At 59.9% G+C, this 23,465-nt stretch carries 26 protein-coding genes; 14 read left to right on the forward strand and 12 right to left on the reverse strand.

Annotated elements, in window-relative coordinates:
* The first annotated feature begins 191 nt into the window (after positions 1 to 191).
* The 3 genes from AC1RJ3_RS06555 to AC1RJ3_RS06565 are packed head-to-tail and all read left to right on the forward strand — an operon-like array spanning position 192 to position 2,228.
* Complete coding sequence (locus AC1RJ3_RS06555) at positions 192 to 1,007, forward strand: HDOD domain-containing protein (RefSeq protein WP_347930089.1); 816 nt, start codon at positions 192 to 194, stop codon at positions 1,005 to 1,007.
* Between the two features lie 30 nt (positions 1,008 to 1,037).
* Positions 1,038 to 1,850, forward strand: a complete 813-nt coding sequence (gene mutM / locus AC1RJ3_RS06560; RefSeq protein ID WP_054594486.1) for a bifunctional DNA-formamidopyrimidine glycosylase/DNA-(apurinic or apyrimidinic site) lyase — start codon at positions 1,038 to 1,040, stop codon at positions 1,848 to 1,850.
* Positions 1,851 to 1,904: 54 nt separating this feature from the next.
* On the forward strand, positions 1,905 to 2,228 hold the full coding sequence (locus AC1RJ3_RS06565) for a multidrug transporter (RefSeq protein ID WP_103316813.1): 324 nt from the start codon (positions 1,905 to 1,907) through the stop codon (positions 2,226 to 2,228).
* Between the two features lie 99 nt (positions 2,229 to 2,327).
* Here the strand turns inward: AC1RJ3_RS06565 and AC1RJ3_RS06570 are convergent, their stop codons facing one another.
* From AC1RJ3_RS06570 to AC1RJ3_RS06590, 5 genes are all read right to left on the reverse strand, one after another.
* Positions 2,328 to 2,579 (reverse strand): YfhL family 4Fe-4S dicluster ferredoxin, encoded by a 252-nt coding sequence (locus AC1RJ3_RS06570; RefSeq protein WP_019694109.1) that lies wholly within the window; start codon positions 2,577 to 2,579, stop codon positions 2,328 to 2,330.
* Between the two features lie 124 nt (positions 2,580 to 2,703).
* Positions 2,704 to 3,183, reverse strand: coding sequence for a pantetheine-phosphate adenylyltransferase (gene coaD, locus AC1RJ3_RS06575; protein WP_008019993.1), 480 nt, complete (start codon positions 3,181 to 3,183; stop codon positions 2,704 to 2,706).
* A 115-nt stretch (positions 3,184 to 3,298) separates the two neighbouring features.
* A complete protein-coding gene (locus tag AC1RJ3_RS06580) occupies positions 3,299 to 4,894 on the reverse strand; it encodes a GMC family oxidoreductase (RefSeq protein ID WP_493078055.1) in 1,596 nt (531 codons plus the stop codon).
* Positions 4,895 to 4,958: 64 nt separating this feature from the next.
* Complete coding sequence (locus tag AC1RJ3_RS06585; protein ID WP_493078057.1) at positions 4,959 to 5,504, reverse strand: twin-arginine translocation pathway signal protein; 546 nt, start codon at positions 5,502 to 5,504, stop codon at positions 4,959 to 4,961.
* A gap of 26 nt (positions 5,505 to 5,530) precedes the next feature.
* Positions 5,531 to 6,961, reverse strand: a complete 1,431-nt coding sequence (locus tag AC1RJ3_RS06590; protein WP_493078059.1) for a coniferyl aldehyde dehydrogenase — start codon at positions 6,959 to 6,961, stop codon at positions 5,531 to 5,533.
* A gap of 147 nt (positions 6,962 to 7,108) precedes the next feature.
* Here AC1RJ3_RS06590 and AC1RJ3_RS06595 point away from each other — a divergent pair, with 147 nt between their 5' ends.
* Together AC1RJ3_RS06595 and AC1RJ3_RS06600 are read left to right on the forward strand one after the other, a co-directional pair.
* On the forward strand, positions 7,109 to 7,780 hold the full coding sequence (locus AC1RJ3_RS06595) for a TetR/AcrR family transcriptional regulator (RefSeq protein ID WP_054594481.1): 672 nt from the start codon (positions 7,109 to 7,111) through the stop codon (positions 7,778 to 7,780).
* A 33-nt stretch (positions 7,781 to 7,813) separates the two neighbouring features.
* Positions 7,814 to 8,668 (forward strand): sulfurtransferase, encoded by an 855-nt coding sequence (locus AC1RJ3_RS06600; RefSeq protein ID WP_489110744.1) that lies wholly within the window; start codon positions 7,814 to 7,816, stop codon positions 8,666 to 8,668.
* Between the two features lie 37 nt (positions 8,669 to 8,705).
* On the opposite strand, the gene AC1RJ3_RS06605 is transcribed toward AC1RJ3_RS06600, so the two are convergent.
* From AC1RJ3_RS06605 to AC1RJ3_RS06625, 5 genes are all read right to left on the reverse strand, one after another.
* The gene (locus AC1RJ3_RS06605; protein WP_347928246.1) at positions 8,706 to 9,536 is read right to left on the reverse strand and encodes an AraC family transcriptional regulator; all 831 of its coding nucleotides are present in this window, start codon (positions 9,534 to 9,536) and stop codon (positions 8,706 to 8,708) included.
* A gap of 4 nt (positions 9,537 to 9,540) precedes the next feature.
* Positions 9,541 to 10,539, reverse strand: coding sequence for a hydrolase (locus tag AC1RJ3_RS06610; protein ID WP_347928245.1), 999 nt, complete (start codon positions 10,537 to 10,539; stop codon positions 9,541 to 9,543).
* A gap of 72 nt (positions 10,540 to 10,611) precedes the next feature.
* The gene (gene rsmD, locus AC1RJ3_RS06615; RefSeq protein ID WP_347928244.1) at positions 10,612 to 11,229 is read right to left on the reverse strand and encodes a 16S rRNA (guanine(966)-N(2))-methyltransferase RsmD; all 618 of its coding nucleotides are present in this window, start codon (positions 11,227 to 11,229) and stop codon (positions 10,612 to 10,614) included.
* The gene (locus AC1RJ3_RS06620) at positions 11,229 to 12,719 is read right to left on the reverse strand and encodes a M16 family metallopeptidase (RefSeq protein ID WP_493078063.1); all 1,491 of its coding nucleotides are present in this window, start codon (positions 12,717 to 12,719) and stop codon (positions 11,229 to 11,231) included. The genes rsmD and AC1RJ3_RS06620 overlap by 1 nt, the downstream gene beginning before the upstream one ends.
* Positions 12,712 to 14,073, reverse strand: a complete 1,362-nt coding sequence (locus tag AC1RJ3_RS06625; RefSeq protein WP_054594475.1) for a M16 family metallopeptidase — start codon at positions 14,071 to 14,073, stop codon at positions 12,712 to 12,714. Before AC1RJ3_RS06625 ends, AC1RJ3_RS06620 begins: the two co-directional genes overlap by 8 nt.
* 342 nt (positions 14,074 to 14,415) lie before the next feature.
* Between AC1RJ3_RS06625 and ftsY the strand changes: the two genes are divergently transcribed.
* From ftsY to rpoH, 4 genes are all read left to right on the forward strand, one after another.
* Positions 14,416 to 15,978, forward strand: coding sequence for a signal recognition particle-docking protein FtsY (gene ftsY, locus AC1RJ3_RS06630; RefSeq protein WP_493078065.1), 1,563 nt, complete (start codon positions 14,416 to 14,418; stop codon positions 15,976 to 15,978).
* Positions 15,975 to 16,646 carry a cell division ATP-binding protein FtsE gene (gene ftsE, locus AC1RJ3_RS06635; RefSeq protein WP_019694097.1) on the forward strand — a complete coding sequence of 224 codons (672 nt, stop codon included), beginning with the start codon at positions 15,975 to 15,977 and terminating at the stop codon, positions 16,644 to 16,646. Before ftsY ends, ftsE begins: the two co-directional genes overlap by 4 nt.
* On the forward strand, positions 16,643 to 17,665 hold the full coding sequence (gene ftsX / locus AC1RJ3_RS06640; RefSeq protein ID WP_054594473.1) for a permease-like cell division protein FtsX: 1,023 nt from the start codon (positions 16,643 to 16,645) through the stop codon (positions 17,663 to 17,665). Before ftsE ends, ftsX begins: the two co-directional genes overlap by 4 nt.
* 113 nt (positions 17,666 to 17,778) lie before the next feature.
* A complete protein-coding gene (gene rpoH / locus AC1RJ3_RS06645; protein ID WP_019694095.1) occupies positions 17,779 to 18,633 on the forward strand; it encodes an RNA polymerase sigma factor RpoH in 855 nt (284 codons plus the stop codon).
* A 167-nt stretch (positions 18,634 to 18,800) separates the two neighbouring features.
* On the opposite strand, the gene mtgA is transcribed toward rpoH, so the two are convergent.
* Positions 18,801 to 19,523 carry a monofunctional biosynthetic peptidoglycan transglycosylase gene (gene mtgA, locus AC1RJ3_RS06650; protein ID WP_054594472.1) on the reverse strand — a complete coding sequence of 241 codons (723 nt, stop codon included), beginning with the start codon at positions 19,521 to 19,523 and terminating at the stop codon, positions 18,801 to 18,803.
* Between the two features lie 74 nt (positions 19,524 to 19,597).
* Between mtgA and AC1RJ3_RS06655 the strand changes: the two genes are divergently transcribed.
* The 5 genes from AC1RJ3_RS06655 (at position 19,598) to AC1RJ3_RS06675 (ending at position 22,853) form a co-directional block, all read left to right on the forward strand.
* Positions 19,598 to 19,969, forward strand: a complete 372-nt coding sequence (locus tag AC1RJ3_RS06655; protein WP_347928239.1) for a DUF423 domain-containing protein — start codon at positions 19,598 to 19,600, stop codon at positions 19,967 to 19,969.
* 90 nt (positions 19,970 to 20,059) lie between these two features.
* Complete coding sequence (thiS, locus tag AC1RJ3_RS06660; protein ID WP_007897898.1) at positions 20,060 to 20,260, forward strand: sulfur carrier protein ThiS; 201 nt, start codon at positions 20,060 to 20,062, stop codon at positions 20,258 to 20,260.
* A 68-nt stretch (positions 20,261 to 20,328) separates the two neighbouring features.
* Positions 20,329 to 21,123 (forward strand): thiazole synthase, encoded by a 795-nt coding sequence (locus tag AC1RJ3_RS06665; protein WP_019694092.1) that lies wholly within the window; start codon positions 20,329 to 20,331, stop codon positions 21,121 to 21,123.
* Between the two features lie 9 nt (positions 21,124 to 21,132).
* A complete protein-coding gene (trmB, locus tag AC1RJ3_RS06670; protein ID WP_347928238.1) occupies positions 21,133 to 21,858 on the forward strand; it encodes a tRNA (guanosine(46)-N7)-methyltransferase TrmB in 726 nt (241 codons plus the stop codon).
* Positions 21,859 to 22,043: 185 nt separating this feature from the next.
* Positions 22,044 to 22,853: a hypothetical protein gene (locus AC1RJ3_RS06675; protein WP_347928237.1), complete on the forward strand. Its 810-nt coding sequence runs from the start codon at positions 22,044 to 22,046 to the stop codon at positions 22,851 to 22,853.
* Between the two features lie 44 nt (positions 22,854 to 22,897).
* Here AC1RJ3_RS06675 and AC1RJ3_RS06680 read toward each other — a convergent pair whose 3' ends face one another.
* Positions 22,898 to 23,446, reverse strand: coding sequence for an RNA 2'-phosphotransferase (locus AC1RJ3_RS06680; RefSeq protein WP_347928236.1), 549 nt, complete (start codon positions 23,444 to 23,446; stop codon positions 22,898 to 22,900).
* Between the last annotated feature and the right edge of the window lie 19 nt (positions 23,447 to 23,465).

The following is a 23,465-nucleotide window of genomic DNA, read 5'->3' on the forward strand; positions in this document are numbered from 1 at the left end:
CAGGTGAAAAAAAAGAGCGGGATTATAGCGCTAGATGGGAGGCGCAGCGCGGTTGTTTCTGGGCGTTGCGTCGGACAGATCGCCCATGTGGCGGATTTTTTCCGCTAGAATCGCCCCTTGGCCCAGAGTGAGTACGTATGTCCCAAGAGCTATCTTCCGAACAGATTCAACAGGCCCTGCAAGGCATCAGCGTGCCGCCTCAGCCGCAAATCATGGTGGATTTGCAGATGGAGCAGTACATGCCGGACCCGGACCTGGAAGTGATCGCGAAGTTGATCTCCCAAGATCCGGGCCTCTCTGGCGCTTTGTTGAAGATCGTCAATTCGCCGTATTACGGGCTGAGCAACAAGATCGCCTCGATCCAGCGCGCGGTGAACCTGCTGGGCAGTCGCTCGGTCATCAATCTGATCAATGCGCAGTCGATCAAGGGCGAGATGAATGACGACACCATCGTCACCTTGAACCGGTTCTGGGACACCGCCCAGGACGTGGCGATGACCAGCCTGAGCCTGGCCAAGCGCATTGGTTCGCAGGCTGTGGACGAGGCTTATGCGTTAGGCCTGTTCCACGATTGTGGTGTGCCGTTGATGCTCAAGCGCTTCCCCAACTATATGTCGGTGCTGGAAGAAGCCTACGCCAGTGCCAACGCCGAGTGTCGCGTGGTTGATACCGAGAACCGCGTACTCAACACCAACCACGCCGTGGTCGGTTACTACACCGCGAAGTCCTGGCGCCTGCCGGAGCATGTGACCGACGCTATCGCCAATCACCACAATGCGCTGGCGATTTTCAGCGACGAATCATCCCGTAACAGCCAGTTGAAAAACTTGCTGGCGATCCTGAAGATGGCGGAACACATTTGCGCGTCGTATCGGGTGTTGGGCAATCAGACCGAAGACCACGAGTGGGATAGCATCGGGCACTTGGTGCTCGATTATGTCGGCCTCTCGGACTACGACTTCGAAAACCTCAAACAGACGATTCGCGAGCTTGGCGCTCATCATTGAGTGTCGGTTTTCAGCTGATCCGGGAACACCATGCCTGAGCTGCCAGAAGTCGAAACCACCCGTCGCGGTATTGCCCCGTTCCTTGAAGGGCAGCGCGTCAGTCGCGTGATCGTGCGTGATCGGCGTCTGCGCTGGCCGATCCCCGAGGACCTCGATGTGCGGCTGTCCGGGCAGCGCATCGTGTTGGTGGAGCGACGCGCCAAGTATTTGCTGATCAACGCCGAAGTCGGCACGTTGATCAGTCATTTGGGCATGTCGGGGAATTTGCGTCTGGTGGAAGTCGGCTTGCCGGCGCTCAAGCACGAGCATGTGGACATCGAACTCGAATCCGGCCTGGCGCTGCGCTACACCGACCCGCGACGTTTTGGCGCGATGCTCTGGAGCCTCGATCCGCTGAATCACGAATTGCTGGTTCGTCTGGGGCCGGAGCCGCTGACGGATCTGTTCGATGGCGAGCGGCTATTCCAGCTGTCACGCGGGCGTTCGATGGCGGTCAAGCCGTTCATCATGGACAACGCCGTGGTGGTCGGGGTTGGCAACATTTATGCGACCGAAGCACTGTTTGCTGCCGGGATCGACCCGCGCCGCGAGGCCAAGGGGATTTCCCGGGCGCGCTATCTGAAGCTGGCGATCGAGATCAAACGCATTCTGGCCGCCGCTATCGAACGCGGCGGCACCACGCTGCGCGACTTCATTGGCGGTGACGGCCAGCCGGGGTATTTCCAGCAAGAGTTGTTCGTGTACGGCCGTGGCGGTGAGCAGTGCAAGGTCTGTGGTAGCGAATTGCGGGAAGTTCGCCTCGGGCAGCGCGCCAGCGTCTTTTGCCCGCGTTGTCAGAGCTGAGAATTCCTACGGTCTATAGTTAGTGGTCTGACTGCCTAGCCGAAGGACCGTGCCATGAGATCGATTCGAACCCTTGCTGCCGCGCTGCTGTTGAGCATCGGCTTATCTGCCCAGGCGTCCGACGGCGGCAGCGGCGACCCCAGTTACAGCATCCATAACCCACCGGCCTACGCGATGATCGGCGATCTGCTGATCGCCCGCCCGTTGCTGGTCGCGGCGACGGTGATCGGTGCCGGGGTGTTTATTGTGTCCTTGCCGTTTACCGCGCTGGGCGGCGGGGTAGGCGATGCGGGGCAGGCGCTGGTGGTCGATCCGGCGAAAGCGGCGTTCGTCCGTTGCCTGGGGTGTATCGGGGAGGGGTTTGAGCAGCAGCAGTAGCTTTAAAAGCATCGCGGGCAAGCCTTGCTCCTACGGGATTTCACCGACCTGTAGGAGCAAGGCTTGCCCGCGAAGGCGTCGGAACTGACACCAAAATACTCAAGCCTTGCCGGTAAGCTTGCGGTACTTCTCCATCAACTGCTCTTGAGTTTCTGGATGCGCTTCGTCCAGCGGAATGCAATCCACCGGGCAAACCTGCTGGCACTGTGGTTCGTCGTAGTGGCCGACGCACTGGGTGCAGAGGTTCGGGTCGATCACATAGATCTCTTCGCCCTGGGAGATGGCGGCGTTCGGGCACTCGGGTTCGCAGACGTCGCAGTTGATGCAATCGTCGGTGATGATCAGGGACATTGGGACTCCTGCCGGGGTGTTCTGCCCAGGCATCTGAAAACTGATGCGTACAATTGTGCCGCATCGGCGCCCGCAGTGCACGCAGGCGCGATGGACTGCAAGAGATAGCAGTCTGTGGCAGCGCCTACTTCTTGAAGCGCAGGGTCAGCGCGTCGGCCACGACAGGGTGGACGAACTTGGTGATATCGCCCCCCAAGGCAGCAATTTCACGGACCAGCGTCGAAGAAATGAACGAATAACGCTCGGACGGGGTAAGAAACAGGCTTTCCACGTCCGGGGCCAATTGGCGGTTCATGTTAGCCAGCTGGAATTCGTATTCGAAGTCCGATACCGCGCGCAGGCCACGCAGGAACACGTTGGCGTTCTGCTCTTTGGCAAAGTGCGCCAGCAGCGTCGAAAAGCCGACGACTTCGACGTTCGGCAGATGTTTAGTGACCTCGCGGGCCAGCTCCACACGCTGTTCCAGGGGAAATAGCGGGTTTTTCTTCGGGCTGGCGGCGACGGCGATGATCACGTGATCGAACAGGCGCGAGGCGCGTTCGACCAGATCGCCATGGCCCTTGGTAATAGGGTCGAAGGTACCTGGGTACAACACTCGGTTCATCGCGTCGTCCTGGCGGGAGTCCGTTGGGGAGTCGGATGGTATCGCAGCCTTCCCGGTCGGCCAAGTCGCCTTTGGGGTAAGAAAGCACTATAGACGATGCGAATTATGGGTTTTTTCATAGGTTTTTTAAACGCACAGCCAGCGCTGTCGCCAGTTGCGCGGTCAGTCCATAGACCGACAATTGCGGGTTGGCGCCAATGCTGGTGGGGAACAGCGAGCCATCATGGATCGACAGATTACTCAGTTGATGATGGCGGCCGAGACTGTCGGTGACGGCATTTTTCGGGTCTTCACCCATGGCACATCCGCCCATCACATGAGCGCTGCCCAGTCGTGTGCGGTACAGCTCAAGGCTCAGGCCGTCGATCAGAGCACGTGCCTCGGCGAGGGTTTTCACGTAGCGCGCATCGGCGTGCATCGGCATGACCGCGTTGGCACCGCCGGCAAACTGGATCTCGGCCATGCTGTGGAACGCTCGACGTATGCCATCCCAGGCATAGGCTGAGACCTGATAGTCGAGCACCGGTGAGCCATCGCCGCGTAACTCGACGCTGCCACCCGGGCTGTCCGGGTGAAAACCGTCACGCAGCAGGGCCAGCATCGCGTGGGTGTGCGGCAATTGCTGCATGTGTCGAGCGTTCTCTTCGCCAAAGCCACCGAGCAAGGTCGCCGCCAGCGCCGGGTGTAGCGGCGGTACCTCCAGCTTGTAGGACATTTTGCCGGTGGTGCCGTCCTGCCATTGAAAGTGGTCGGAGTAAATCGACTGCGGCGCGCCGTAAAACGGGTTGATCACCTCGTCGAACAGCCCGGCGGACATGTTCACCAGGTGCAGAAAAGTCCGCTTGCCAAGGCGCTCATGGGGATCCGGGGCTTTTGAGCGCAGCAACAATGCCGGGCTGTTGATGCCGCCACCGGCCAGTATGTAGTGCCGCGCCTTGACGGTGATGCTACGCCCGGTCGGTGCCACGCAACGTTCATCCATTGCCGCGCAGTGCAGGCCGGTGACTTTGTCATCCTTGATCAGCAGGTGTTCGGCGCGGACGAGATAGAGCAGCTCGCCACCTTTTTCCAGGGTTGCGGGGATGGTGGTGACCATCATCGATTGCTTGGCGTTGGTCGGGCAGCCCATGCCGCAATAGCCGAGGTTCCAGCAACCGCGCACATTTCGCGGGATCACGTGCCAGCTGTAGCCGAGCTGTTCACAACCTTTTTTGATCACGTTGTTGTTGGCATTCGGCGGCATCATCCACGGGGCGACGCCAAGGTGCTGCTCCATTTTTTCGAACCAAGGCGCCATTTCGGCCGGGCTGTGGCCCTTGACGTCGTGTTCTGTGGCCCAGTGTTCGAGGGTCGGCTCGGGGGTGCGAAAACTTGAGGTCCAGTTGACCAGCGTCGTGCCACCGACTGCGCGGCCTTGCAGGATGGTGATCGCGCCGTCCTTGCTCATGCGGCCGATGCCTTCCTGATAAAGGCTGGAATAGGCCTGGTCTTCGAGCATCTTGAAGTCGCTGCTGGTCTTGAGCGGGCCTTCTTCGATCAACAGCACTTTGTAGCCGGCAGCGCTGAGGATTTCGGCGGTGGTGCCGCCGCCAGCGCCGCTGCCGATGATCGCAATGTCGGCTTCCAGCGTCAGATCATTGGCCAGTTGCGAGCCGTTGTAGGTTTTCCAGCCACGGGCCAGGCCTTCGCGGAACGGATCGGGTACGGGCATCTTTGGGCTCTCTTATTGTTTTGGATTCGGTGGTGATGCGGCTCGCGATAGGGACACCTCGGTCTCAAACGACGGGCGGCCCCGGATATCCGCAATGTGCCCAGGACTCGGCGCGCTTGTACCAGGCCATCATCACCAGTTGCAGGATCGAGCTGTGGCCCATGCGCAACAGGCTCAGCGAGCTGTTTTGCCAGCGCTGCAGGAATTGGCGGATGTCGTCGCTGCTGGCGTTCTCCCAGTGGCCCCAGATGCCGGTCAGTGGCCCGCGAGTGATAGTCATGCCGAGCACGTCGAACAGTTGCTGGGTCAGCTTGAGCATTTCCGGCGACAGGTGATTGAGGTCGTGGTCGAGCGATTGCAGGGTGCCTTCGGCGGCGGCCGGGAGTTTTTCGACGGCCACGGCGCCGTCGAGCATCACCGGGATCAGCGCGCGCAAGAACGGCAGATCACTGCTGCGCAACATGGCGAAACCGCTGGCCGGGCTGCTGGCCGAGCAACCACTGAGGCTGGCGCCAAGGCCGGCCGTGGTCAGGAAGGCCGTGGCGCAGAGACTGAATTTGAGCAGGCCGCGCCGTGTCAGCGCGGGGGATTCGGAAAGGCTTGGGTTCATTATTGTTATTACCCGGTCATGAGGCGTCAGCGGATGAACAGCTTCTGGATCAGTTTCTGGATCGACTTGCCGTAAGGCGGATAAATCAGCTTCGCCGCGTTAAAGCGCTGCTTGATCAGCACGCCTTTGGCTTTGCTGAACGTCAGGAAGCCTTCATGGCCGTGGTAATGGCCCATGCCTGAAGCGCCGATACCGCCAAACGGCATGTCGTCTTGCGCGACGTGCAGCAAGGTGTCGTTCAGGCACACGCCGCCGGAATGGGTTTCGTTGAGGACGCGATTTTGTTCGGCCTTGTTGTAGCCGAAGAAATACAGCGCCAGCGGACGTGGCCGCTGATTGATGTAGGCAAACGCCTGGTCCAGATTCTTGTAAGGCACGATAGGCAGCACCGGGCCGAAGATTTCGTCCTGCATCACGATCATCTCGTCGCTGACATTCAGCAGCAGGCTATGGCTCATGCGTCGGTCCTGATCCTGCTCGAACATCGGAATCAGCAGCGCGCCCTTGCTGGTGGCATCGCTGAGGTAGCTGCGCAGCCGGGCCAATTGGCGCTCATTGATGATCGCGGTGTAGTCCGGGTTGTCCGCGAGTGTCGGGTAAAACCCGCGAACCGCCTGACGATAGGCTTCGACGAAGGAACCGACCCGTTCTTCCGGGACCAGCACGTAGTCCGGCGCGACACAGGTTTGTCCGGCATTCAGGGTTTTACCGAAGGCAATGCGTTCGGCGGCATCCTTGAGCGGTACATCGTGGGAAACGATCGCCGGAGACTTGCCGCCTAATTCCAGTGTCACCGGTGTCAGGTTCTCCGCCGCCGCGCGCATCACATGTTTGCCGATACTGGTGGCACCGGTGAACAACAGATGATCGAAGGGCAGCCTGGAAAAGGCCATGCCGACCTCGGCTTCGCCCAACACCACACACACCAGGTCTTCGGGGAACACTTTGGCCAGCAACGTTTTCAGCAGTTGCCCGGTGGCCGGGGTGGACTCGCTGAGTTTGAGCATCACTCGGTTGCCCGCCGACAACGCGCCGACCAATGGGCCGATGGCCAGGTACAGCGGGTAGTTCCACGGCACGATGACTCCGACTACGCCCAGCGGCTGATAAACCACCTTGGCCGCCGCCGGCTGAAAGGCGATTCCGACCTTGCGCGGGGACGCTTTCATCCAGCCTTTGAGGTGTTTGCTGGCGTATTGAATACCGTGCAGGCTCGGCATCAGCTCGGCGAGTAGGGTTTCATCGGCGCTACGGTTGCTGAAATCCTGGCTGATCGCGTCGATCAAGGCCTGACGCTCGTCACTCAACAGATTACGCAATGCCTTGAGCCATTGCTGGCGTTGCGCGGCCGGCGGCATCGGGTGGGCCGCGTAGGCCTGGCGCTGGGCGGCAAACAGAGCGTGTAGCTCACTCAATGGCTGTTGAGAGTTTTGCAGGTAGGCAATGTCGGCGGGCATCGTAGCTCCGGTTTTTTTTAGAATGAGGAAGTTTTTAGAGTCTATGCTCTAAAAAGTCAAATGACATCCTCGGGAAGCGATGATTTATCCGCCAGCGGATAGGTCGTAAGATGCCCGGCAACGCACAGAAGAATTAAAGCTCAAGCCATGGCCCCACGAATAAAAACCAGCGAGCGCATCGTGCAGAACAGCCTGGAGCTGTTCAATCAACAGGGTGAACGCAGCATCAGTACCAACCATATCGCTGCGCATATGGAGATTTCTCCGGGCAACCTGTACTACCACTTCCCCAACAAGCAGGCGATCATCGCCGTGTTGTTCAGTGAGTACGAAGCCCTGGTAGAGAGCTTCCTGCGCCCACCTCAGGGCCGCGCCGCGACCGTTGAAGACAAGCGTTTCTACTTGCAGGAACTGCTGTCCGCCATGTGGCGCTACCGGTTTTTGCACCGTGACCTCGAGCACTTGCTCGACAACGATGTGGAACTGGCTGCCCGCTACCGGCGTTTTTCGCAACGTTGCCTGATCCAGGGCACGGCAATTTATGCAGGCTTTGTCGACGCCGGCATCCTGTGCATGGACAAGGTCCAGATCGAGTCCCTGACGCTCAACGCCTGGATCATCCTCACGTCCTGGGTGCGCTTTCTGTGCACCACACGGGAAAATTCCAACCACCTCAGCGAGCAAGCCATTAAACGTGGCGTGTATCAGGTACTGGTGCTGGAAGCAGGATTTGTCACGGAGCAAGCGCGCGAGGCGGTCAATGCCTTGTTCGAGGAGTTTTACGTGCCGTTGGCCCAGGCTCTGGAAGAAGTGCAGTAGGATCGATCAAAGACTTAATCACAGGAGCCCGCTATGCCCATTGCGCAACTGATCAGCCCGAATGCCCTGGACCAGAAAAAGGCTCAGGCCGGGTTGGTGATTCTGGATTGTCGTTTTGCCCTCGAAGACCCGGATTACGGCCAGCGCAGCTATGCTCTGGGGCATATCGAGGGGGCCTCGTTTGCGGACCTCGAACGTGACCTCAGCGGACCCGTGGTCAAGGGTGTCACCGGTCGCCATCCATTGCCGACGCCCCATCACTTGATTCAGCGTTTGCAGGATTGGGGTATCAATAACGACAGCGAAATCGTTTTGTATGACGACGGCCCCGGCATGTATGCCGCCCGGGCCTGGTGGTTGCTGGCGTGGCTGGGCAAGCGCGACGGCGTGTTCATTCTCGACGGTGGCCTCAAGGCCTGGCACGCGGCGGGTTTACCGCTGAGCCTGGATCCTCCGGCAATCAGCCGTGGCTCCTTCACCGGCGCGCCGGACCACACCTTGTTAGTGAGTGCCGAAAAACTGCAACAGCGCCTCGGTCAGCCGACCCTGACCTTGCTCGACGCCCGGGGCCTGCCGCGTTTTCGTGGTGAGGTCGAGCCGATTGACCCGGTCGCCGGGCACATTCCCGGCGCGCAATGCGCGGCCTTTACCGACAACCTGGATGCCGACGGGCGTTTCCTTCCCGCCGATCAGCTCAAGCAGCGCTTTGCGGCGAAACTGGGTGATCGTTCGCCGACCGAACTGGTGGCGTATTGCGGCTCGGGCGTGACGGCGTGCCATAACCTGTTTGCGTTGTGCCTGGCCGGTTATCCGTTGGGTTCGCTGTATGCCGGGTCGTGGAGCGAGTGGATCACCGATCCGGCGCGGGGCGTCGCTACTGGCGACTAATCGCCAATCCCCTGTGGGTATTGGGGGGCTTTGAGACTCAAAGCAGTCGGGCGCTGCGATAAGCCCCCGGTCCCACGCCATAAACCTTCTTGAACTGCCGGCTCAGATGACTCTGGTCGGCAAAGCCGAGCCGGGTGGCAACCTCCAGTGGCAGGCAGCCTTCCTGTAATAACGCACGAGCCTGGGCGATACGCTGCTGCATCAGCCAGGCGTGCGGCGGCATACCGGTGGCGTAGCGAAACACTCGGGCGAAGTGGAAGGGTGAAAGGTTCACCGCAGCGGCCAGTTCTTCCAGGGAGGGTGGTGCCGCGAGCTGCGCGTGCAGCAGTTCCTTGGCTCGGGCGATGGCCCGATGTTCCTGTCCAGGTTGACCGGGCGTTGCTACTGCGGCGTGACGTTGCAGCAACGACAGCATCATTTCCCGCCATGCGGTCTGCTGTTGCAGCGCACTGGCAGGGCTCTCCAGCAAACGGTGCAGTTGGCAGAGGCCACTCACCAGATCCGGGTCGCGATACAGCGTCGCACCAAAGGCCGGCAAATCGTGGTCAGGCAGCTCAAGTTCGCCCAGCAACGAAAGGATTTGCTGATTGTCGGGATAGAACGCCCGGTACAACCAACCGTTGTCCGTGCCTTTGTGGCCAGTGTGCAATTCGTCTGGATTGATCACCACCAACGTCCCGCTGCCAGCCAGATGTTCGGCGCCGCGATAGCGGTAGCGTTGAGCGCCGGCCATGATGATGCCGATGACGAAGCCGTCGTGTACGTGAGGGACGAAGCGCTGTTCGATGTAGCGCGCGGACAACAGCTCGACGCCGGCCAACGGTGCCGTTTGCCAGAAGTGGATCGACTCGCCCGGATTGGCCTCCATGACCTTACTCGCGACCTGTGTTGGTCAGCCAGTGCGGGATACGCCGTTCCAGGTAGTAGCCGGGGTTGCGGAATGTGCCGTCGACAAAGCCGACATGCCCGCCCTTGGCCTGCAACTCGAACTGCGTGCAGTCCGATAACTCGCTGGCGTGCGGCAAGCTGTGGAGAAATACGAAAGGATCGTCGGCCGCTTGAATGATCAGGGTCGGCGTGCGGATCTCGCCGAGAAAATAACGGCTGGAGGCGCGGCGATAATAGTCATGCGCGTCCTTGAAGCCGTTCAGTGGCGCAGTCACCCGGCCATCGAAATCCCAGAACGTGCGCAGGTTCTCCAGTGAGCCGAGTCTGGCCAGGGTCTCCAGGCCCTCGTGGTGGCCGTCGTGCAGGAACTTCTGTTGCTTGGTCTTGATGTAGGCGAGCATTTCGCGCATGAAGTGCGCTTGATAGATCCGCGAAAATCCCTGACCGATGCGGTCGGCGCATTGGTCCAGGCGAAAGGGTACCGAGACCGCCACCGCGCCCTGCAACTGACTGCCACTGCCGGTTTCACCCAGGTGCTTGAGCAGCACATTGCCGCCCAGCGAATAGCCGACCGCGTACAGCGGCGCCGACGGGCGGGTGGCGCGCAGGTGGTTGATCGCCGCCGCGAGGTCTTCGCTGGCGCCGGAATGATAGCTGCGCGGCAACAGATTCGGTTCGCCCGAACAGCCGCGCCAGTTCAGCGCCACGCTGGCCCAGCCTTGGGCGAACAGGGCTTTTTGCAGGCCGGCGACATACGGTGAGTTCGAAGAACCGGTCAATCCATGCAACACCAGCACCAGAGGTGCATTGGCGCTGTGCGGCCCGTGCCAGTCGAGATCGAGGAAGTCGCCATCGTCGAGCCACAGACGTTCGCGTTGTCGATCCAGATGAGTGGTTTTGCGCCACAACGGTCCCCACAAGGTTTGCAAATGCGGGTTGCCGAGGCCGAAGGCCGGGATGAAACGATCAGGCGGTGTAGGCACGGTTGTTCTCGATGCAGCGGCGCGTGCCAGAGATTGTTAACCCCAGGCACGCGCCTTGTTCAGGCCGGTGGATTAACCGGCGATCTCTGCCAGACGGTGCCACAACGCGTAGTAGACCCGCCCGGACTTTTGCTCCCGGTGCAGGCGCCAGCCCCCTGGCAGACCGAGGGTCGATGGCGCGGTCTCACTTTCAGTGTAGATCCACGCGTCGTCGGCGAGCCATTGGCGTTCTTCAAGTAATGTGCAAACGGCGGGCAACAGGTTCTGGTTGAACGGTGGATCGAGGAACACCAGGTCGTAGGCGATCGCGGGCTGGGTTTCCAGGTAACGCAAGGCATCGGCGGTTTGTACCTGGCCGACGGTGCAACGCAGCGTTCCCAAATGTTCTTTCAGGCTGGAAACCGCCAGGCTGCTGGCGTCCAGCGCCTGGCCCATGGCGGCGCCACGGGACAGCGCTTCGAGAAACAGCGCGCCGCTGCCGGCAAACGGATCGAGAACCTTGGCCCCGGCAACGTACGGTGCGAGCCAGTTGAACAGGGTTTCACGCACGCGGTCGGGCGTCGGGCGCAAGCCTGGCGCGTCCGGGAAACTCAGGCGACGGCTGCGCCATTCGCCACCGATGATGCGCAATTGGTTCACGCCGTTATGCACGTTATGAACAGGTTTTTTAGGACGCGATGGACTGGCCATTAATGCTCCGGAACCCCGAGCGGCTGCTCGGATGGTTTGTCAGTTGGGGCCGGTAACGGCTTTTGCGGCACGGTCGGACCAGCAGAAACGATGACCATTTTGTCCGTGCTCAGGTGTTTGTTCATTGCCGCGGTGACCTGCTCGACCGTCAGGCTTTGCGACTGCCGCATGAAGTCTTCAAGGTAACTCAGCGGCAAGTTATAAAAGCCCATGGCGCCCAGTTGGCCGACGATATCGGCGTTGCTGGCGTTGGACAGCGGGAAGCTGCCGGCCAGTTCACGTTTGGCGTCGTCGAGTTCTTTCTGGGTCGGGCCGGTTTTCAAGTAGTCGGCGAGCACGTCCTGCACCAGTTTGAGCGTGCCTTCGCTCATTTCGGCGCGGGTTTGCAGGTTGATCATGAACGGGCCACGGACCTGCATCGGGGTGAAACCGGAATAAACGCCGTAGGTCAGGCCGCGTTTTTCACGTACTTCGCTCATCAGCCGGGTGCCAAAGCCGCCGCCACCGAGAATCTGGTTGCCCAAGGAGACGGCCGCGTAGTCCGGATCGTCACGGTCGATGCCCAGTTGCGCGAGCATCAGGTTGGTTTGCTTGGACGGAAACTCGATGTGCCCGATGCTGGCTTGTGGTTCGGCCGGTTGTTCGATTTTCGCCAGCGCCGGGCCTTTTGGCAGTGCGACGGAAATCTGTTCGGCAATCGCTTCGGCTTCGCTGCGCGACAAGTCGCCCACCAGTGCAATCACCACGTTGCCCGCGGCATAGGCTTTCTCGTGGAAGGCCCGCAATTGCGCCACGGTAATCGGCGGCACACTTTGCGCATTGCCGTCGCTTGAGTGTGCGTAAGGGTGGTTGCCATACAGGCGCTTCATCAGCTCAAGGCTCGCCAGTTTGCCGGGGTTCTGCTTCTGGTATTCGAAGCCGGCGAGCAACTGGTTCTTGATGCGCTCCAATGAGTCGGTCGGGAACGTCGGTTTGCCGACCACTTCAGCGAACAGTTTCAGCGCCGGCTCGCGTTTATCCACAGCACTCAGGCTGCGCAATGTGGCGACGGCCATGTCTTTGTAGGCGCCGTTGCCAAAGTTTGCGCCAAGGCCTTCGAAGCCTTCAGCGATCTTGCCGACATCTTTACCGGCGATACCTTCGTTGAGCATGGCATTGGTCAGCACCGCCAGACCTGGTTTATCACCGTCCTGACTGCTGCCGGCAGCGAAGATCAGGCGCATGTCGAACATCGGCAGTTCCGGGGCTGCAACGAACAGCACCTTGGAGCCTTCAGCGGTTTTCCAGGTTTGCACGTCCAGCGTGCGGTGGCTCGGCGCTTTACTGTCGAGTTCGGCCAGTGATTGCAGCTTTTTGCTGGCCTTGGCCTGGTCGAGGGCTTCGCTGGCATTGGTCTCGGTCGAACGGCTGAGGTAGAAACCGAACGCGGCGACCAGTGCGACGAGTAACAGGCCGATCAGGGCCAGACGTGGTTTTTTACTCTCACTCATGAGCGGTTTCCTCGGGCAGTGGCAGTACATGCGCAACGCTGAGACGTTCGCGAGTGAAATAGGTGCGGGCGGCTTTCTGGATGTCTTCCGGTGTCACGCTTTGCAGCTCGGCGAGTTCGGTGTCCATCAACTTCCACGACAGACCGACGGTTTCCAGCTGACCAATGGCAGTGGCCTGGCTGGTGATCGAGTCACGCTCGTAGACCAGGCCGGCGATCACTTGTGCGCGTACACGTTCAACTTCATCAACTGAAGGCGCGGTGGTTTTCAGCTGTTCGAGCAGTTTCCACAGGCCGGCTTCGACTTGGGCCATGGTTTTGTGTTTCTGGGTGTTCGGCGTGGCTGACAAAGTAAACAGGCTGTCACCGCGGGTGTAGGCGTCGTAGCTCGATGAACCACCGGAGACCAGTTCTTCGCCGCGCTCCAGTTGCGCCGAGATGCGCGCGCTGTAGCCGCCATCAAGCAATGCCGCGATCAACCGCAGGGCATTGACCGAGCGCTTGTCTTGCGCAGTGGCGATGCTCGGCACGTTGAAGGCCAGCATCAGGCTCGGCAATTGTGTCTGTACGTGCAGGGTGATCTGGCGCTCGCCGGGCTCGGCCAGTTCCAGCGGAATCTTCGCTGGCGGCACGTCGCGCTTCGGGATCGGTCCGAAGTAGCGCTGGGCCAGGGCTTTGACTTCGTCCGGGGTTACATCACCGACCACCACCAGCGTGGCGTTGTTCGGCACGTACCAGGATTTATACCAGTGGCGCAGTTCTTCGACCTTCATGCGATCCAGGTCAGCCATCCAGCCGATGGTCGGCGTGTGGTAGCCGCTGGCCGGGTAGGCCATGGCCTTGAAGCGCTCGTAAGCCTTGGCCATCGGCTTGTCGTCGGTGCGCATGCGGCGCTCTTCCTTGATCACTTCGATCTCGCGGCTGAACTCGTCGGCCGGCAGGCGCAGGTTGGCCATGCGGTCGGCTTCCAGTTCAAAGGCCACGCCCAGGCGATCACGCGCCAGCACCTGGTAATACGCGGTGTAGTCGTCGCTGGTGAAGGCGTTCTCTTCGGCACCGAGGTCGCGCAGGATCAACGACGCTTCGCCGGGGCCGACTTTCTCGCTGCCCTTGAACATCATGTGTTCCAGGGCGTGGGACAAACCGGTCTGGCCCGGGGTTTCGTAGCTGGAGCCAACCTTGTACCAGATCTGGGAAACGACGACGGGGGCACGATGATCCTCGCGCACGACGACCTTGAGGCCGTTGTCGAGGGTGAATTCGTGGGTCGGTTGGGGGGCGGCAGCCAAAGCTGAAAGGGGCAGACAAACTGTGCTGAGCAGCAGGCCTGCAGCGCGGCGGGCTAGAGCATTCATTCGTTTTTAAACCTGTTGGGCTGCCCGCTAGGTCTTAGCGTCAGCGGGCTAGAGGGTGCTAGGATACTGATCCGTTTTACTGGCGGCCACGCCTATCAGGCTTTTGTGCTTGATCAGGCTGTATGGGTTCACGGCGGAAAGCCTCTGTTTATCAGCTAAACTCCGCTTTTTCGCCGATTTTGCCAGTTCAGTCCTTCGTAAAATCGATCCTTGAGGTGCTGTTGAGCACTTCGACAAAATGTTGCGCGTGAACAAGCTGGGTGAAACGCAGTCTGTTCTGCATCGAATATTTATTTGCCGAGGCGCCATTGGCGCGTCGCTACCGTGAGATAGCCGTCCTCCATGTTTGGTTCCAACGACGACAAGAAGACCCCAGCTGCGGCTGGCGAGAAGAAAAGCCTGTTCGGATGGCTGCGCAAAAAGCCGCAGGCACCCGCCGTCGAACAGCCACAGCCACTTCCAGAGGTTGCGCCTGAGCCGGTAATAGAAGCAGCGCCCGTTGCGCAAGCACCGGCTGCTGCCGTATTGCCGATAGCCGAGCCGGTAGTGCAGCCGGTTGTCGAGCCTGCGCCTGCGCCAGTGGCTGAAGTACCGCGCGCGCCGGAAGTTGTACACAAGCCGTGGTTGACGTTGCCGGTGGCTGAAGAGCCGGTGGCCCTGGTCGAAAACGAGCTGGCGCCGCATATCACGCCACCGATTCCTGCGCCGACAGTAGTCCAGCAAGCGGTGGAGCTGCTGGTGGTTGAACCGGTCCCGGTCATCGATCCGACGGCTGAACAACTGATAGTTGATGAGCCTGATCTGCCTCAGCCGGTGATTGCCGCATTCGTGGCACCAGAACGTGCTCCAGAACCTGTACCCGCCCCAGTGCCGGCACCCGTTGTCGCGGCACCGGTAACAGCGCCAGCGCCGGTTGCACCGGTTGCGGCTCCGACTCCGGTCGCGGCCGAACCGGTACGCACCGAAGAAACCAAAGCCGGCTTCTTTGCCCGCCTCAAGCAAGGCCTGTCGAAAACCAGCGCGAGCATCGGCGAGGGCATGGCCAGCCTGTTCCTCGGCAAGAAGATCATCGATGACGAACTGCTCGAAGACATCGAAACCCGCCTGCTGACCGCTGACGTGGGTGTCGAAGCGACATCGGTGATCATCCAGAGCCTGACCCAGAAGGTCGCGCGCAAGCAGTTGGCCGACGCCGATGCACTGTACAAATCCTTGCAGGCCGAGCTTGCCAACATGCTCAAGCCTGTCGAGCAGCCGCTGAAAATTACCTCGCAGAACAAGCCGTTCGTGATTCTGGTGGTCGGCGTCAACGGCGCCGGCAAAACCACCACCATCGGTAAGTTGGCGAAGAAGCTGCAGCTTGAAGGCAAGAAAGTCATGCTCGCAGCCGGTGATACCTTCCGTGCCGCGGCGGTCGAGCAATTGCAGGTTTGGGGCGAACGCAACAAGATCCCGGTGATCGCCCAGCACACCGGCGCCGACTCGGCTTCGGTTATCTTCGATGCGGTACAGGCCGCCAAGGCCCGTGGCATTGATGTGCTGATCGCCGATACCGCCGGTCGCCTGCACACCAAAGACAACCTGATGGAAGAACTGAAAAAGGTTCGCCGGGTGATCAGTAAACTCGACGCCGATGCGCCGCATGAGGTGCTGCTGGTGCTCGACGCTGGTACTGGCCAGAACGCCATTAGTCAGGCCAAACAATTCAACCAGACAGTCGAACTGACCGGCCTGGCCTTGACCAAACTCGATGGCACGGCCAAGGGCGGGGTGATTTTCGCCCTGGCCAAGCAGTTTGGCCTGCCGATTCGCTACATCGGTGTCGGCGAAGGCATCGATGACTTGCGTACCTTTGAAGCAGAACCCTTTGTCCAGGCACTATTTGCCGAGCGGGAGCGTTCATGATTCGTTTCGAACAGGTCGGTAAGCGCTATCCGAACGGTCACGTCGGCTTGCATGAGCTGAGCTTTCGAGTCCGTCGGGGCGAGTTCTTGTTTGTCACCGGCCACTCCGGCGCCGGTAAAAGTACCCTGCTGCGGCTGTTACTCGCGATGGAGCGTCCGACCACTGGCAAACTGCTGCTGGCCGGGCAGGACCTGGCGACCATCAGCAACGCGCAGATCCCGTACCTGCGCCGGCAGATCGGCGTGGTGTTCCAGAACCACCAGTTGTTGTTCGACCGTACGGTGTTCAACAACGTCGCCTTGCCGTTGCAGATTCTCGGCTTGTCCAAGGCTGAAATCGCCAAGCGCGTGGATTCGGCCCTGGAGCGCGTTGCACTCTCGGACAAGACCGACCTCTATCCGGGTGATCTGTCCACCGGTCAGCAGCAGCGCGTCGGCATTGCCCGCGCCATCGTCCATCGCCCGGCCTTGCTGCTGGCGGACGAACCGACCGGTAACCTCGATCCGCGCCTGGCGGCAGAAATCATGGGCGTCTTCGAAGACATCAACCGTCTGGGTACCAGTGTGCTGATCGCCAGTCACGATTTGGCGCTGATCGCCCGCATGCGCCATCGCATGCTGACCTTGCAACGTGGCCGATTGATCGGCGACGGGGAGGCCGGGGTATGAGTGCAACACGCAGTCCGAAGGTTTCCGAGCGCGTGGCCCCGAAGGCCGCCGATCCGCAACCACAGAAGAAAAAGCGCGATGAAGACGATGGTCCGGACTTCAGCACCTTGCTGCGCGCCTGGATCGAAAGTCACCGCGCCAGTTTGCTGGACAGCCTGCGGCGTCTGGGCAAGCAGCCCATCGGCAGCTTCTTCACCTGTCTGGTGATGGCGGTTGCCCTGAGTTTGCCGATGGGCTTGTCGTTGCTGCTGAACAACGTCGAACGTCTGGGTGGTTCCTGGCAGCGTGCGGCGCAGATCTCGCTTTACTTGCAGATCGATGCCAGCGCCAACGAAGGCGAGCAACTGCGCGAGCAGATCAAGGGCATGCCGGGTGTAGCTGATGCTGAATACATCAGTCGCGAGCAGGCGCTGGAAGAGTTCCAGCAGCAGTCCGGTCTGGGCGAGGCACTCAAGGAGCTGCCGCAGAACCCGTTGCCTGGCGTGGTGCTGGTTACTCCGAATGAAGTCGACAAGGCGACCCTTGAAGCATTAAGACAAAAACTTTCCGAGTTGCCGAAGGTACAACAGGCGCAACTTGATCTAGTCTGGGTCGAGCGTTTGGCGGCCATCCTCAAGCTGGGCGAGCGGTTTGTCTTCGGCCTGACCGTGTTGCTGGTTTCTGCATTACTTTTGGTGATAGGCAATACCATTCGTCTTCATATTGAAAACCGCCGCACAGAGATAGAAGTGATTAAACTCGTCGGCGGCACTGACAGCTATGTGCGTAGGCCCTTTCTGTACATGGGTGCGCTATATGGCTTCGGTGCGGGGATTCTTTCCTGGGGTGTTCTGGCGTTTGGCCTGAATTGGCTGAACGACGCAGTAGTTGGGCTGGCCGGCTTGTATGGCAGTAATTTCGCGTTGTCCGGGGTACCGGTTGCCGATGGTCTGTCACTCTTGCTAGGCGCAGTGCTGTTGGGGTATATCGGTGCATGGATTGCGGTAGCGCGCCATTTGAGAGAGCTCGCACCGAAGTAGAGTCTTATTGCTTGTATGACCTTTCAGCGTATAGGGGAACTTGTCCTTCGGTTCCCGGTCAACTTTTCGCAGTGCTGAACTGCACGAGTTATGTGAGTCGGAGGTTTTTTCGTATGACCACTTCTTTGCAACCTGCGTATGCTCTGGTCCCAGGCGCGAACCTGGAGGCTTATGTGCACACGGTGAACAGCATTCCATTGCTGACACCGGAGCAGGAGCGTGAACTGGCCGAGAGTCTCTACTATGAGCAGGATTTGGGGGCGGCTCGGCAGATGGTGCTCGCCCACCTGCGTTTTGTTGTACATATTGCCCGTAGCTATTCCGGCTACGGCCTGGCCCAGGCTGACCTGATTCAGGAAGGCAACGTTGGCCTGATGAAAGCGGTCAAGCGTTTCAACCCGGAAATGGGCGTGCGTCTGGTGTCCTTTGCGGTGCACTGGATCAAGGCTGAAATCCACGAATTCATCCTGCGCAACTGGCGCATCGTCAAGGTCGCCACGACCAAGGCCCAGCGCAAACTGTTCTTCAACCTGCGCAGCCAGAAGAAGCGTCTGGCATGGCTGAACAACGAGGAAGTCCATCGCGTAGCTGAAAGCCTCGGTGTAGAGCCGCGGGAAGTTCGCGAGATGGAAAGCCGCCTGACCGGCCATGACATGGCCTTCGACCCGGCCGCCGAAGCGGACGACGACAGCGCTTTCCAGTCGCCGGCCAACTATCTGGAAGACCACCGGTACGACCCGGCCCGTCAACTGGAAGATGCCGACTGGACCGACAACTCCACCCACAACCTGCACGAAGCGCTGGAAGTGCTGGACGACCGCAGCCGCGACATCCTCTATCAGCGCTGGCTGGCAGAAGAAAAAGCCACGCTGCACGACCTGGCGCAGAAGTACAACGTGTCGGCTGAGCGTATTCGTCAGCTCGAGAAGAGCGCGATGAACAAGCTCAAGCTGTCGATTGCTGCTTAAGCGGTAACGCAATATAAAACGCCCCGATCATTGATCGGGGCGTTTTTGTTTGTGCCTGCTTTCGTAGGAGCAAGGCTTGCCCGCGATAGGTGTGACGCGGAGTCACTGGCCGACCGCGTTATCGTTCATCGCGGACAAGCCTTGCTCCTACAGGGTTTGGTGTTGAATCACTGGGCCCACGGTGCCCGGCGCGAAGCGTTGAGTCCGGTCAGGTAGCTATCGCCGCCCAACTGGCTCATCTGCTGCCGAATCCAGCTCGCGCGGCGCAATACGTATGGGCTCGGATGGCCGGCGCTCCAGGCTCGCGGGTTTGGCAGTACGGCGGCCAGCAAACTGGCTTGCTGACGGCTCAGCGACCGGGCACTCACGCCAAAGTGATGCCTTGCAGCCGCTTCGGCGCCAAACACGCCGTCATCCCATTCCACGCTGTTGAGGTACACCTCAAGAATCCGCTGCTTGGGCCAGAACACTTCGATCAGACCGGTAAACCAGGCTTCCAGTCCTTTGCGCAGCCAGCTGCGGCCGGACCAGAGGAACAGGTTCTTCGAGACTTGCTGGCTCAAGGTGCTGGCGCCGCGGATCGAGCCGCCGAGTTCGTTGTGGGCCAGCGCGGCCTGGATCGCACCGAAGTCAAAACCCCAGTGCTCGGGGAATTTCTGGTCTTCGCCGGCCATCACCGCGACCTTCAGGTCATCGGAAATGTTTTCCCACGGCTGCCAGTTGCGCTGCACGTCGATAGGCTCGCCATCGACCCAGGATTCGATCTTGCGCTCGACCATCAGCGCCGTCCCTGGAGGCGGAACGACGCGAAACAACAGCACCAGCAACACGCTGCCACCGGCGAACCAGAGCAGGGCTTTTGTGAAACGGCGGAACAATAAACGCAGCATAGAGATGGCTTGGCCGAACCCGTCGAGCGGGCCATTATACAGACCCTGCCCGATGATTCTGACTGGAGTTCCTCATGCTGCGTGGCTTTCTGATGCTGGCCGCTTTTTTCGGATTCACCGGCGTGGGCCTGGGCGCGTTTGCCGCCCATGGCCTGAAAGACCGCCTGAGTGCCGAATACCTGGCGATTTTCCACACCGGCGTCACCTACCAACTGGTGCACACCCTGGCGCTGTTGGGCGTAGCACTGCTGGCCGTGCAGATTCCCGGGCGTTTGATCACCTGGGCCGGTGTATCATTTGCCCTCGGCATCCTGTTGTTTTCCGGCAGCCTGTACCTGCTGACCCTGACCGGCGTCAGCAAGCTGGGCATCGTGACACCGTTCGGCGGATTGGCATTCCTCGTGGGCTGGCTGTGCCTTGGGATAGCCGCCTGGCGCCTTAGCTGACTTAAGAGTCCGTTTCAAGACGAATGGCTTGGGTCGACCTGACTGATCGGGCTAGAATGCTGGCCCCTAAAAATGATGGCGGCATCCGGCATGCGCATTCAGTTGAACGGCGAATCCCTTGAACTGCCCGACGGCGAAACCGTTGCGGCCCTGCTGACCCGACTGGAACTGACCGGACGCCGGGTGGCGGTCGAACTCAATCTGGATATTGTCCCGCGCAGCCAGCATGCTGAAACAACGCTGAACGACGGTGACTCGGTCGAAGTCGTTCACGCCATCGGCGGCGGCTAGTAGCCAGCAGGCGAATCCCGAGCCCCACACGCATTCTGCAAGAGCCTCACCCCAACAGAGGATTTCCGATGAGCAACGTTCGCAGCGACAAGCCTTTCGTCCTGGCCGGTCGTACTTACCAGTCGCGTTTGCTGGTAGGTACCGGCAAGTACCGCGACATGGAAGAAACCCGCCTGGCCATCGAAGCCTCGGGTGCCGAGATCGTCACCTTCGCCGTGCGCCGCACCAACCTCGGCCAGAACCCGGGCGAACCGAACCTGCTCGAAGTCCTGTCGCCGGATCGCTACACCTTCCTGCCGAACACCGCCGGGTGCTTCGACGCTACCGAGGCTGTGCGCACCTGCCGCCTGGCCCGTGAGCTACTCGGCGGCCACAACCTGGTGAAGCTGGAAGTATTGGCGGACCAGAAAACCCTGTTTCCCAACGTGATCGAAACCCTCAAGGCCGCCGAAGTGCTGGTCAAGGAAGGTTTCGACGTGATGGTCTACACCAGCGATGACCCGATCATTGCCCGTCAACTGGCGGAAATCGGCTGCATCGCCGTCATGCCACTTGCCGGTCTGATCGGCACGGGTCTGGGGATCTGCAACCCTTACAACCTGCAGATCATCCTCGAAGAGGCCAAGATCCCGGTGCTGGTGGATGCGGGTGTCGGTACTGCATCCGACGCGACCATTGCCATGGAACTGGGTTGCGAAGCGGTGCTGATGAACTCGGCCATCGCCCACGCCCAACAGCCAATCATGATGGCTGAAGCCATGAAACACGCCATTGTTGCAGGTCGTCTGGCGTACCTCGCCGGGCGCATGCCGAAAAAACTCTATGCCAGCGCTTCCTCGCCGCTGGATGGTCTGATCAAGTAAGAGCCATTGATGACTGAATCGAACGACACGCCTATCCAGACGGAAGCAGGCGAAGAGCGCCAACACCGCCGCATCAAGAGTTTCGTGATGCGCGCCGGGCGCATGACCGAAGGCCAACAGCGCGGCCTGGACCAGGGCACGCCGCTGTTCGTCCTGCCGTTGGCCGACGCGCCGGTGGATTTTGACCAGGTGTTCGGTCGCTCGGCACCGCGCTCGCTGGAAATCGGTTTCGGCATGGGCCATTCGCTGCTGGAAATGGCCGCGGCTTCGCCGGATCAGGATTTCATTGGCGTTGAAGTACACCGTCCAGGTGTCGGCGCGTTGCTCAATGGCGTGCTGACTCAAGGCCTGACCAACCTGCGGGTCTACGATTGCGATGCGATCGAAGTGCTCAACCGTTGCGTGGCCGATAACAGCCTCGATCGCCTGATGCTGTTTTTCCCGGACCCGTGGCACAAGAGCCGTCACCACAAGCGTCGTATCGTTCAGGCGTCGTTCGCTGAGCTGGTACGCAGCAAGTTGAAAGTCGGCGGTGTGCTGCACATGGCCACCGACTGGGAACCTTACGCCGAGTACATGCTGGAAGTGATGAATGTCGCGCCGGGCTACCTCAACCTCGCCGAAGACGGCAAGTGCGTGCCACGCCCGGCCGAGCGCCCGATCACCAAGTTCGAACGCCGCGGCGAACGTCTTGGGCACGGCGTGTGGGATTTGAAGTTCGAGAAACAATCCTAAGCCCTACGCAATACACAATGTGGGAGCGAGCTTGCTCGCGATGAGGCCATAACATTCAACATCCAAGTTGACTGTCAGGCCGTCATCGCGAGCAAGCTCGCTCCCACAGTTGTTTTGTGTGGTGTTCAAGATCTGCGTTTATCCGCCGAAAGCTCTACGTCCCCACTTGTAAAGGAAGACAAGGTTTGAAATTGATCCTCGCCACTGCATTGTTGTTGAGCCTGTTGTCTTCGACAGCCTTCGCAACCACTACTGCCAGCTTGCCCTCGATATCGGCGGACGAATACTTTGAGCGAGCCCGGCAGAAGTCGGAGCAATTCAGGCATATTTCCGATGAATTGGTAAAGCTGGAAGCCAGCGGAAAGTTTGACCCCCAAAATGCACCCGAGGCGATGAAGGACGCTGAAGCGACGTTCTTGGCATTCAAACATGATCTGAAGATGGCGTCCGAGGGTGGTCACGTTGTTGCGACGTATCTGTTGGCCAATATCGAAAGCAAGTTTGGCCCGACCGACGAGGAGCGCAAACAGTTCTGTGAGCCTTTGCAGAAGGCAATGGGTCAAGGCTTGCTGGCGTCCGCCGTGGCTTATCACTTTCAGTGTGATATCGCGTACATGCGGTTTGACTTCAGGAGCCCAGGTCACTTGAAGTACCTGGAAGATTTGAAGCAGATGCTTCAGCGAGTAGATGGCAATCGTGACTACTACCCACTGCCAACCAAGCGGTCGTCATGTTTCCAGGATTTGCGGGCAGAGTTGACGGCTGAAAGAACGTTGGCCGCTATTCAGGCGCGTAGCAAGGCCATGGTGCTGACCTACGATCAATATCGGGCGGAGGCCTATTACATACTGGCGGCCACGCGGCTGAATGAAAAAGGTCAGCCGGACAGTCAGAACCTGGCCTATCTGAATCAGGCTCTGGCGTTGGGTTGCAAAGACTCCATGAAGCTCAAGGACTATTACGAAAAGGAGTTTGGCGCTCAAGCGTCCAAATAGCGGTGGGAGTGACCAGCCGCGCTCTGTAGAGGGAGAGGCTTGTCCTACAAGGGAGCGATGAACTTCACCGGCACCTGTTCCGTCAGCCAGACTCCGTTCTCGGCCTGATAGAACTTGAAGCCTTGCTCCAGCATCTCCAGGGCTGCGACCTTCAGAATCACTACCGTTCCATAGCGTTGTCCCACGGTGCTGGCCGTTTCTATTTCCTGGGAAAGGTGCACGTGATGACGTGAGCCCGGGATCAGGCCTTTCTCGTTGATCGATGCCATGAACCGGGTCGCAGTGCCGTGGTACAGCGTCGCGGGAGGGCGCTTCTCTTCGAATTGCAGGTCGACGGTTTTTGTCGAATGACCCTGTACGGCGCGGATGCGTTGGCCGTCTGCGGAGATCGAAAAGCGTTTCTTGTCGCTGCTGTCGACAACCTGCTGGATCAATTGCCGATCCAGGGTTCTACCGTCGCGTGCCGCGCCGCTTATCAGCGCGTCGATGGCTGCCCAACCGTCGGTATCCAGTACCAGACCAATGGCCTGCGGCTCGTGACGCAACACGTAGCTGAGAAATTTGCTTGTATCGTCCAGCAGTTTCTTACTCATGATCTTCCCTGACGACCGG

The sequence above is a fragment of the Pseudomonas sp. GW822-FHT04C11 genome, from assembly GCF_058800905.1.

Bases quoted from the DNA above. Each gene is read 5' to 3' on its own strand.
- rsmD (WP_347928244.1), bottom strand. From the start codon at position 11,229: ATGGCCAGTCCATCGCGTCCTAAAAAACCTGTTCATAACGTGCATAAC.
- AC1RJ3_RS06625 (WP_054594475.1), bottom strand. From the start codon at position 14,073: ATGAATGCTCTAGCCCGCCGCGCTGCAGGCCTGCTGCTCAGCACAGTT.
- trmB (WP_347928238.1), top strand. From the start codon at position 21,133: ATGACTGAATCGAACGACACGCCTATCCAGACGGAAGCAGGCGAAGAG.
- AC1RJ3_RS06570 (WP_019694109.1), bottom strand. From the start codon at position 2,579: ATGTCCCTGATCATCACCGACGATTGCATCAACTGCGACGTCTGCGAA.
- ftsY (WP_493078065.1), top strand. From the start codon at position 14,416: ATGTTTGGTTCCAACGACGACAAGAAGACCCCAGCTGCGGCTGGCGAG.
- AC1RJ3_RS06585 (WP_493078057.1), bottom strand. From the start codon at position 5,504: ATGAACCCAAGCCTTTCCGAATCCCCCGCGCTGACACGGCGCGGCCTG.
- AC1RJ3_RS06600 (WP_489110744.1), top strand. From the start codon at position 7,814: ATGCCCATTGCGCAACTGATCAGCCCGAATGCCCTGGACCAGAAAAAG.
- AC1RJ3_RS06565 (WP_103316813.1), top strand. From the start codon at position 1,905: ATGAGATCGATTCGAACCCTTGCTGCCGCGCTGCTGTTGAGCATCGGC.
- AC1RJ3_RS06580 (WP_493078055.1), bottom strand. From the start codon at position 4,894: ATGCCCGTACCCGATCCGTTCCGCGAAGGCCTGGCCCGTGGCTGGAAA.
- ftsE (WP_019694097.1), top strand. From the start codon at position 15,975: ATGATTCGTTTCGAACAGGTCGGTAAGCGCTATCCGAACGGTCACGTC.
- AC1RJ3_RS06605 (WP_347928246.1), bottom strand. From the start codon at position 9,536: ATGGAGGCCAATCCGGGCGAGTCGATCCACTTCTGGCAAACGGCACCG.
- AC1RJ3_RS06595 (WP_054594481.1), top strand. From the start codon at position 7,109: ATGGCCCCACGAATAAAAACCAGCGAGCGCATCGTGCAGAACAGCCTG.
- AC1RJ3_RS06590 (WP_493078059.1), bottom strand. From the start codon at position 6,961: ATGCCCGCCGACATTGCCTACCTGCAAAACTCTCAACAGCCATTGAGT.
- AC1RJ3_RS06655 (WP_347928239.1), top strand. From the start codon at position 19,598: ATGCTGCGTGGCTTTCTGATGCTGGCCGCTTTTTTCGGATTCACCGGC.
- mutM (WP_054594486.1), top strand. From the start codon at position 1,038: ATGCCTGAGCTGCCAGAAGTCGAAACCACCCGTCGCGGTATTGCCCCG.
- ftsX (WP_054594473.1), top strand. From the start codon at position 16,643: ATGAGTGCAACACGCAGTCCGAAGGTTTCCGAGCGCGTGGCCCCGAAG.
- coaD (WP_008019993.1), bottom strand. From the start codon at position 3,183: ATGAACCGAGTGTTGTACCCAGGTACCTTCGACCCTATTACCAAGGGC.
- AC1RJ3_RS06680 (WP_347928236.1), bottom strand. From the start codon at position 23,446: ATGAGTAAGAAACTGCTGGACGATACAAGCAAATTTCTCAGCTACGTG.
- rpoH (WP_019694095.1), top strand. From the start codon at position 17,779: ATGACCACTTCTTTGCAACCTGCGTATGCTCTGGTCCCAGGCGCGAAC.
- AC1RJ3_RS06665 (WP_019694092.1), top strand. From the start codon at position 20,329: ATGAGCAACGTTCGCAGCGACAAGCCTTTCGTCCTGGCCGGTCGTACT.
- mtgA (WP_054594472.1), bottom strand. From the start codon at position 19,523: ATGCTGCGTTTATTGTTCCGCCGTTTCACAAAAGCCCTGCTCTGGTTC.
- AC1RJ3_RS06620 (WP_493078063.1), bottom strand. From the start codon at position 12,719: ATGAGTGAGAGTAAAAAACCACGTCTGGCCCTGATCGGCCTGTTACTC.
- thiS (WP_007897898.1), top strand. From the start codon at position 20,060: ATGCGCATTCAGTTGAACGGCGAATCCCTTGAACTGCCCGACGGCGAA.